Consider the following 9378-nt stretch of genomic DNA (forward strand, 5'->3'; position numbering starts at 1 on the left):
ATACATTTGCTGTAAGTTTCTTAGGTGATGAGTATTATAATGCAAGCTTTGCTGTTGCGAAGATTACTGTAAATCCAGAACCTGTAAAGCTTACAACTGCAAAGAAGACCTATAAGGCTAATGCTAAGACTAAGACTCTTACCGCTACACTTACAACTTCCAGATCTTCTCCAATTGCTGGAAAGAAAATAAGTTTCACTGTAAATGGCAAAACATATACAGGAACTACCAACTCAAAAGGAATTGCAACTGTTAAGGTAAGCATTTCCAAGAAAGGAACTTATTCATTCACTGCAAAATTCGCAGGAGACGACAGATATAATGCTATAAGCATTAAAGACACTTTAAAATTGAGTTAATTGGAATAGTTTATTAGCTATTTCTTTTAATTTTTTCTTTTTTTAGAATTTTTAATTAATTTTAATAATTTTTTATTAATTTTAAGTCTTTCTCTTCTTTTTTTCAAATTTTAACTAAATTTAATAATTTTCTTTTATTTTAAAACCTTAAATTTATTCATTTTTTACCCATTCTTATATGATTGTAATTTCTTTAACACTATTTGAACATTTTTCACTTCCAATGTCTAAATTCAATACAATATTATGTTTATTAATTGTTTAAAAATATGCAATATTATTTTAGTTTGTTCTTTAAAACTTGAACTTTTTTTACTAAAAAAGACAATATTATTTGTCTTTGTACAAAATCGTATAATAAAATATAAATAGATACTTACTCTATATATAATACATACTTTGTTTAAGAATTCATGTTTTTTTACAAATTTTGTCTAATTAATAAAAATCTTTTGATTAAAAGTGTTATTTAATTTGAGGTTATTCAAATGAAATATAAAAAGATAATGCTTGTAAGCTTATTCTTACTTGCTGTTTTAACAATAGGAGCTGTTAGTGCTGTTGAAGATACAGTTCTCTCAGATGATAATGCACTGACAGCAGAAAATACGGATTCACTGTCCCAAAGCTTGGATGATGTTACAGCAGAAGATACGGATTCACTGTCCCAAAGCTTGGATGATGATGTGACAGTTGAGAAAAATAAAGCTGATGAGGGTGTCAAGGGCTCCTCATACGATGCAAGTGATTTTAATGTTGTAATTAATGAATCCATGAATTTAGCTGCAGAAGATGCTCCAGCAGTTATTTTTGAAGTACCTGAAGGTGCTGAAGGTGACATATGGATTGAAAACAATTATTCTGACAGTATTTTGGCTTATGGTCTTGACAGATCACCACTTACCTTAGATGATTTAGATATTGAATCTGCTGGATTATACTTTATTAATGTAACATTTGCCTATGATGATGATGAGGGCTACACCCATCAAATTGAATTGGCTACAGCAACAATTGAAGTAAGGGGATCAGTCTCTCCATCTGATTTTTATGGTAAAAAAACTTATATGACATATGTTACTCATACTGGTATGGAAATCTTTAATATGGAAAATTGTCCTGCTGATGGAGAAATTCTTGCCTTGGTTGATGGCGTTCAAGTTTATAACAGTCCAATTTCTGAAGGGGACACTATTTCAATATCTGATTCAGATTTAGGTATTATGGGTGTAAATGGAGAATATACTGTTAAAGTATTATTCAAGACTACAGACGGCTATCAAATAACAATTGAAGACTTTGATGTAGAGGTCGATGTTGACTCATCATCAGGGGATGATGATGAGGAGGATTATTCTTATCATGGTGACAGTCCTTTATATATAGAATTAAATGATGAAGTTGATGCTTCAAGTTATTATAATTATATTGCTTATATTAGTGATGAGGATTATGTTAATGGTACTGTAAAGCTTTACATTGATGGTACTGAATATTATAATAAGGAACTTAATGGAACAAAAGATTATTTGTTCATTTATCCTAAAGATTTAGATGGAATAGATGTGTTTGATTCAGATTTCCTAGGTAATCACACAGTTAAAGTCACCTATAAAGATCTTAGTGAAGAAAATATAGTTTCATTTATATTTGAACCATATTTCATTATAACTGAAATAAGTACTGAAGAACCTGGATATATTATTTTTAAAGCAGCTGGTGATTTCAATGGAACTGTAAGTTTGTATAATGCAAGTTTGAATGTAGAAGAGGACGTGCCGGAAATGGGTGCAAATATATTGGACAATTATCCAATAAGCGCTTCCTTAAATGTGATTCCATTAAGAATCCTAACTGCAGGATACCACCTATTTTATATTAACTATACAATTGATGGAATAAATAATGACATGTTCTTTAGATCATATGTCAGTGAAAACTCAAAAAACTTAACATCAAGCATATCTGCAAGTAAAGTTGATGTCGGCGGTTCTCTCACCCTTACAGTAACAAGTCCTAAGGTAGGTTATTTGGACTTTTATTTAGATGGAAACTACAAATCTACATATTCAATGTATAATCAAACCAGTGTAAAAGAGGTATTTTCCAATTTAACTAAGGGCCAACATGTTGTTTCAGTTAGCTATGATAATCAAGATGAAAATGATTTGACCTACAACAGAAATTATCTTGTATATGTAGGGGTTGATTCAAATAGCACTGATTCTGATGTTTCAACAACAGATATTTCTACAGCTAGCTTGAAATTGTCAAAAGCAACATTCACCTACAATGCTAAAGTCCAAAAGCCAACACTTACAATAACAAATGGTGTTGCTCTTAAGGAAGGTGTTGACTACACTTTACAATGGTCTGCAGCATCTCCTAAAAAGGTTGGAACATATACTGTAACAGTTGTTGGAATGGGTGATTATGCAGGAACTGTTAAGGCAAGCTTTAAGATTGTAAAGGCTGCAAATCCTTTAGTTGTTAAGGCTAAAACAGTTAAAGTGAAATTTACAACACTTAAAAAGAAGGCACAAAGTCTTGCAGTATCAAAGGTTTTAACATTTTCCAAAAAAGGCCAAGGAACTTTGACTTATGCTAAAGTAAGTGGTAACGGTAAGATCTCTATTAATAAGAAAACCGGTAAGGTTACCATTAAAAAAGGCCTTAAGAAAGGAACCTATAAGATTAAGATGAAAGTTAAGGCATTAGGAAATGCTAATTACAAGGCTTCTGCTTATAAAACAGTTACCTTCAAGATAATTGTTAAATAGGTTTTAGTTTGTTAGTTTCTATTTTAAGTCTTTTAATAGGTTTTTAATATCTTTATTCCTATTTTAAGTCTTTTAATAGGTTTTTAATTTCTTTATTCCTATTTTAAGTCTTTAATTTCTTTATTTCTATTTTAAGTCTTTTAATAGGTTTTAATTTATTAAATTCTATTTTAGATTATTTATATGGTCTTTAATGAATTTAATTCATTTATTTTTTTATTTTTATTTTTTTAATAGATTTTAATATTTAGAAGATTTTCTTAATTTTAGAGTTTAAATTAATTGAAAGGTTTTCTTTCATTTTAGACTTTTATATATTTTAGAAGCTTTTCTTAATTTTAGAGTTTAATTAACTTTACAGGGATTAAATTCCCAATTTCTTTTTTTTAAAATTGAGGTGTCAAATGAAATATAAAAAGCTGATGCTGGTGACTTGTCTCTTGCTAGCAATTTTAACAATTTCTGCTGTAAGTGCAAGTGATTCAGCTATCGAAATAGATGATAATAATGATTATCTCTCAGATAATTTACAAGGTTCTAATAATCTTGATTTGAGTTCAAGCCCTTCTTTAAATTCTGAGGATTCAAATAATCCTGCTTTGAGTTCAAATGAAATTTTACAAAGCTCTTCAAATACATTTACAGATTTAAACAATGTCATTAATGGAAATGAAGATGATGTAATCTATTTGGATTCAAATTATACATATTCTTCTGAGGATTCTGATTTTCAAGATGGAATTCTTATTAATCGTTCTTTAACCATTAACGGTAATGGTCATACAATTGATGCTAAAAGCAGTGCAAGAATTTTTTATGTAGGTGATGGAATTGAAACTCCATTAAATGGAATGCCTACAGTTATTTTTAATGATATTGTTTTTGTCAATGGAAATTCTCCTGATGTACCTGATACATCAGAGGATGAATATGAAACTTCTATGGGAGGGGCAATATTATCTTATAACTTGTTTAGCTATTCTGTTATAAACTGTACTTTCATTAACAATACTGCAGAAGAGGGTGGCGCCATTGCTGGAGCTATGGCCATAAATTGTATTTTTACAAACAATTCTGCATCATCTTCTGGTGGAGCAGCATTTTATATTCTTGCAGAAAATTGTATCTTCAATAATAATACTGCTGTAGATTATGGTGGTGCATTATATTTTGCCCAAGTTATAAACTCCACTTTCAATGATAACACTGTAGGTGATAGAGGTGGAGCTATCTTTGGTGCATTTGTATGTGAAAACAGTAATTTTACAAATAATTCTGCAGGATATGATGGTGGAGCTATCTATGGAGCAGAGGAAATAGTAAATTCCACATTCATTCAAAATCACGCTAAAAATGGTGGTGCATTACATACTGCTGATTCATTAAACTGTATTTTCATGGAAAATTATGCAGAAGACTATGGCGGAGCTGTCTATTGCAGTGAAGATAATACTGTTACAGATTGTATATTGGAGAATAATTTTGCTAATTATGGCGGAGCTATCTGCGGTGGAATTGCCAGCTATTGCAGTTTTGATGCAAACACTGCAAATATTGAAGGGGATGACACTTATAACACAAGTTTAGTCAACAATCCAAATGTTGAAATAAGCTCTTCCATTTATCTTGATGAGTCTATGCTTCGTTATTATTTCCCTAAAAATGCAACAGGTTCCATTAGCATTTATGTTGATGCAGCTGAAGAAGCTTCCTATTCCTCTGAAATTATAACTGGCAAGTGGATAAGACTTTATCCTAATGATTTGGATTTATTAAGTTCTGGAACTTATAATCTTAAGGTAGTCTATTCAGGGGATGAAAATTATGAAAACGAAACTTGGGAAGGAAGTTTAGAGATAGTTGATTATGCCTTTTCAATTATTAGCTTTAATGCTACTGATGGTGAAGGCGAAATGGCTGATGTTATAGTTGAAACCGATAGTGTTTTCACTCTTCCTGAATGTAATTTCACTAAAGAGTATCGTGTCTTTTATGGTTGGAATGTAGGGGATGCCATAAAGCAGCCTGGTGAAAACATCACAGTAAGTGATAATATTATTATCAAGACAGTTTGGAAATTTGATGCAGTATTTGAATCAGGAAAATCTAAAATTTCTTATAAAGCCTATGATGGAAGCACAACATCAATAAATGGTACTTTAATATTAACTGATACTGCTACTGGTGAAGTGCTTGTAAAAAATATTACTATTGGTCCTGTTCAATCCAGTATGAACAATGCTACTGCTAATGAGGGTGCTAATTTGACTGATGTCGCAATCAATCAACTTTTAACTATTGCTCAAACACAGGCAGGCAGCAAAGAGCTTACAGTCAAAAATCAAACAGTTTCAAACTTCACTGCTACTGAAAGATTTGATTATAGAACATATACTTGGATAGGTAATCCTTATGAAGGTGCTGATGACCTTATTAATCAATCAATGATGGAAGGATTTGATAAGGGATTCATGTTGATTGAGGGTAAATACGGTACAATTTGGGAAGGTTCAGTTTTAATGGAAGCTGAATACGAAAGTGATCCTGCTAATTGTGTTGTTAGCTTTAATGCTACTGGCGGTGAAGGAGTAATGGCTGATGTTTCAGTTGAAGCTAATACTGTTTTCATTCTTCCTGAATGTAATTTCACTAAAGAGTATCGTGTCTTTTATGGTTGGAATGTAGGGGATGCCATAAAGCAGCCTGGTGAAAACATCACAGTAAGTGATAATATTATTATCAAGACAGTTTGGAAATTTGATGCAGTATTTGAATCAGGAAAATCTAAAATTTCTTATAAAGCCTATGATGGAAGCACAACATCAATAAATGGTACTTTAATATTAACTGATACTGCTACTGGTGAAGTGCTTGTAAAAAATATTACTATTGGTCCTGTTCAATCCAGTATGAACAATGCTACTGCTAATGAGGGTGCTAATTTGACTGATGTCGCAATCAATCAACTTTTAACTATTGCTCAAACACAGGCAGGCAGCAAAGAGCTTACAGTCAAAAATCAAACAGTTTCAAACTTCAATGCTATTGAAAGATTTGATAATAGAACATATACTTGGATTGATTCTCCTTATGAGGGTGATGATGGCCTTATTTCTTATTCGGATATAGATAGATTCATGTTGATTGAGGGTAAAAACGGTATAATTTGGGAAGGTTCAGTTTTAATTGAAGCTGAATACGAAAGTGATTCCAGTTCTAATATTACTGATGAAAATGAAACTGCTCCGGGCAATGGTACTAGTCCTGGTAATGGTACTGCTCCTGGTAATGGTACTGCTCCTGGTAATGGTACTAGTCCTGGTAATGGTACTGCTCCTGGTAATGGTACTAGTCCTGGTAATGGTACTAGTCCTGGTAATGGTACTAGTCCTGGTAATGAGACTGTTCCTGGTAATGAGACTGCTCCGGGCAATGGTACTAGTCCTGGTTCTGGAAATGCTACAAATGTGGGTACTGCTGCTGATTTACAGAAATTGATTGATAATGCTAAGCCTGGTTCTGTTCTTGATTTGGCAAATAAGACCTATGAAAATGTTTCCAATATTAATATTACTAAAAACATTACACTTAGTGGTGGAGTAATTGTCAGTGATGGTTCTGCAAGTCCATTGTTCAATATTCTTTCAAATGGAAGCGGACCTGATTATGTAAGCATTGCAAACAATGTATTTTACCTTAAGAATGGAGATGTAGTTGTTTTAGCAAATGCAAATAGCTCAAGTCCTAGTTCAATTGATGTTCCGGAAATCAGCATTAAAAACAACAGTTTCCAAGCTGCAAGTGATGATCTTGTTGCAGAATCAGTTACAATTCTAAAACTTGAGTCTTCACTTGGAATACTTAATCCGACAAAGGATATTTCTGTACTTTCTAATTCCTTGGAAAGCGGAATGAAGCCATTTTCATTTGTTGTCAGTGAATATGCATCTACAGATGTTTATATTCCTGAAGGAGGAAACATTGCTCAGAAATTGGCTACTGAAATTGTATGTAACAATATGACCACTAATGCCATTAATATAAATATTGATGGCAGGAATGGTGAATATTTCACCTTTAAATTGGTTGATTCCAATGGAAAGGCATTGGCAAATAAGGATATTGTAGTCGGATTCAATGGCCATGTCTACAGTTATACAACTGATGCTAAGGGCAGTGCGCAGACACAGATTAACCTTGGTGTACAGGGAGGTTATACATTTGCTGTAAGTTTCTTAGGTGATGAGTATTATAATGCAAGCTTTGCTGTAGCGAAAATCACAGTAAATCCAGAACCTGTAAAGCTTACAACTGCAAAGAAAACCTATAAGGCAAGTGCTAAGACTAAGACTCTTACTGCTACTTTGGTTTCATCAAGAGGCTCTGCAATTGCCGGAAAGAAAATCAGTTTCACTGTAAATGGCAAAACATACACAGGAACTACTAACTCCAAGGGACTTGCAACTGTTAAGGTAAGCATTTCCAAGAAAGGAACTTATTCATTTACAGCTAAATTCGCAGGAGACGACAGGTATAAGGCTGTTAGCGTTAAAAACACTTTAAAATTGAGTTAATTGGAATAGTTTTTTAGCTATTTCTTTTAATTTTTTCTTTTTTTAGAACTTTAAGTCATTCTTTCTTTTTTTAAATTAATTTTATCTTTTTTTAGAACTTTAAATTAATTTTAATAATTTTTTTCTTTTATTTACAATTTTAAATAGATTTTAATATTTTTTTTTCAATTTTAATAATTTTTTTCTTTTATTTACAATTTTAAATAGATTTTAATAATTTTTTTTCAATTTTAATAATTTTTTTCTTTTATTTATAATTTTAATTTATTCAAGTTTTTTCTTTAAAACTCGAACTTTTTTTATCAAAAAAGACAATTTTATATGTCTTTGTTCAAATTTTATAATAAAATTTAAATAGAAACCGACTCTATAAGTATATATATCTTTTGTTTAGAAATTCATGTTTTTTTTACATAATTTGTTTAAAAAAAATATAATAATTTTAATTTTGCGTTTTTTTACAGAATTTGTTTAAAACTATTAGAATTTTACGTTTTTTTTAAAGAATTTGTTTAAAAAAAATATTAAAATTTAATATTTTACGTTTTTTTACACAACTATTAAAAAATAATAATTCTTTCAATCTATTTAATTGGAGCTTGTTCAAATGAAATATAAAAAACTAATGCTTGTAAGTTTATTCTTACTGGCTGTCTTAACAATAGGGGCTGTTAGTGCCATTGATGATACATCATCATCTCAAGATGACAATGGAATAACAGCAGAAAATACAGATTCACTGTCTTTCAGCTTGGATGAGGCTGTGACAGTTGATGATAATGGTGCAGATGATGATATTTCCACATCTGAAGATAAAAAATCAAGTCTTCAAAATTCACTAAGTGCAGGTACAAAAGCAGCAGCAAATAATGCCAGTGAATTACAGGATTTAATAGACAAGTCTAAAACTGGTGCAATTTTAGACTTGGCAAATAAGACCTATGCAAATGTCTCTAATATAGACATTTCCAAAAGCATTACAATCAGTGGCGGAACATTTATCAGTGATGGTTCCGGTAGTCCAATATTCAACATACTTCCTTATAAGGATGGATTTGATTATGTAAACATTACAAACAATGTATTTTATCTTAAAAATGGAGATGTAGTTGTTTTAGCTACTGCAGAAATTTCAAATCCTAGTTCAATTGAAATTTCAGAAATCAACATTAAAAACAACAGTTTCCAAGCTGCAAGTGATGATCTTGTTGCAGAATCAGTTACAATTCTAAAACTTGAGTCTTCACTTGGAATACTTAATCCGACAAAGGATATTTCTGTACTTTCTAATTCCTTGGAAAGCGGAATGAAGCCATTTTCATTTGTTGTCAGTGAATATGCATCTACAGATGTTTATATTCCTGAAGGAGGAAACATTGCTCAGAAATTGGCTACTGAAATTGTATGTAACAATATGACCACTAATGCCATTAATATAAATATTGATGGCAGGAATGGTGAATATTTCACCTTTAAATTGGTTGATTCCAATGGAAAGGCATTGGCAAATAAGGATATTGTAGTCGGATTCAATGGCCATGTCTACAGTTATACAACTGATGCTAAGGGCAGTGCGCAGACACAGATTAACCTTGGTGTACAGGGAGGTTATACATTTGCTGTAAGTTTCTTAGGTGATGAGTATTATAATGCAAGCTTTGCTGT

3 protein-coding genes and 1 pseudogene are annotated in these 9378 nt (G+C 31.5%); all 4 read left to right on the forward strand.

Annotation, left to right across the window (positions count from 1 at the left end; translation table 11 throughout):
- Window positions 1-359 (forward strand): Ig-like domain-containing protein (locus tag Q0138_RS08510; protein WP_297983405.1); only part of this gene is annotated, 359 nt, incomplete at its 5' end.
- A 488-nt stretch (window positions 360-847) separates the two neighbouring features.
- A complete protein-coding gene (locus Q0138_RS08515) occupies window positions 848-3139 on the forward strand; it encodes a hypothetical protein (RefSeq protein WP_297983407.1) in 2292 nt (763 codons plus the stop codon).
- Between the two features lie 404 nt (window positions 3140-3543).
- Window positions 3544-7713 carry an Ig-like domain repeat protein gene (locus tag Q0138_RS08520; RefSeq protein ID WP_297983410.1) on the forward strand — a complete coding sequence of 1390 codons (4170 nt, stop codon included), beginning with the start codon at window positions 3544-3546 and terminating at the stop codon, window positions 7711-7713.
- Window positions 7714-8320: 607 nt separating this feature from the next.
- A pseudogene (locus Q0138_RS08525) lies at window positions 8321-9378 on the forward strand (hypothetical protein); the annotation flags it as partial.

The organism is uncultured Methanobrevibacter sp., from assembly GCF_937906425.1.
GTDB lineage: Archaea > Methanobacteriota > Methanobacteria > Methanobacteriales > Methanobacteriaceae > Methanobrevibacter.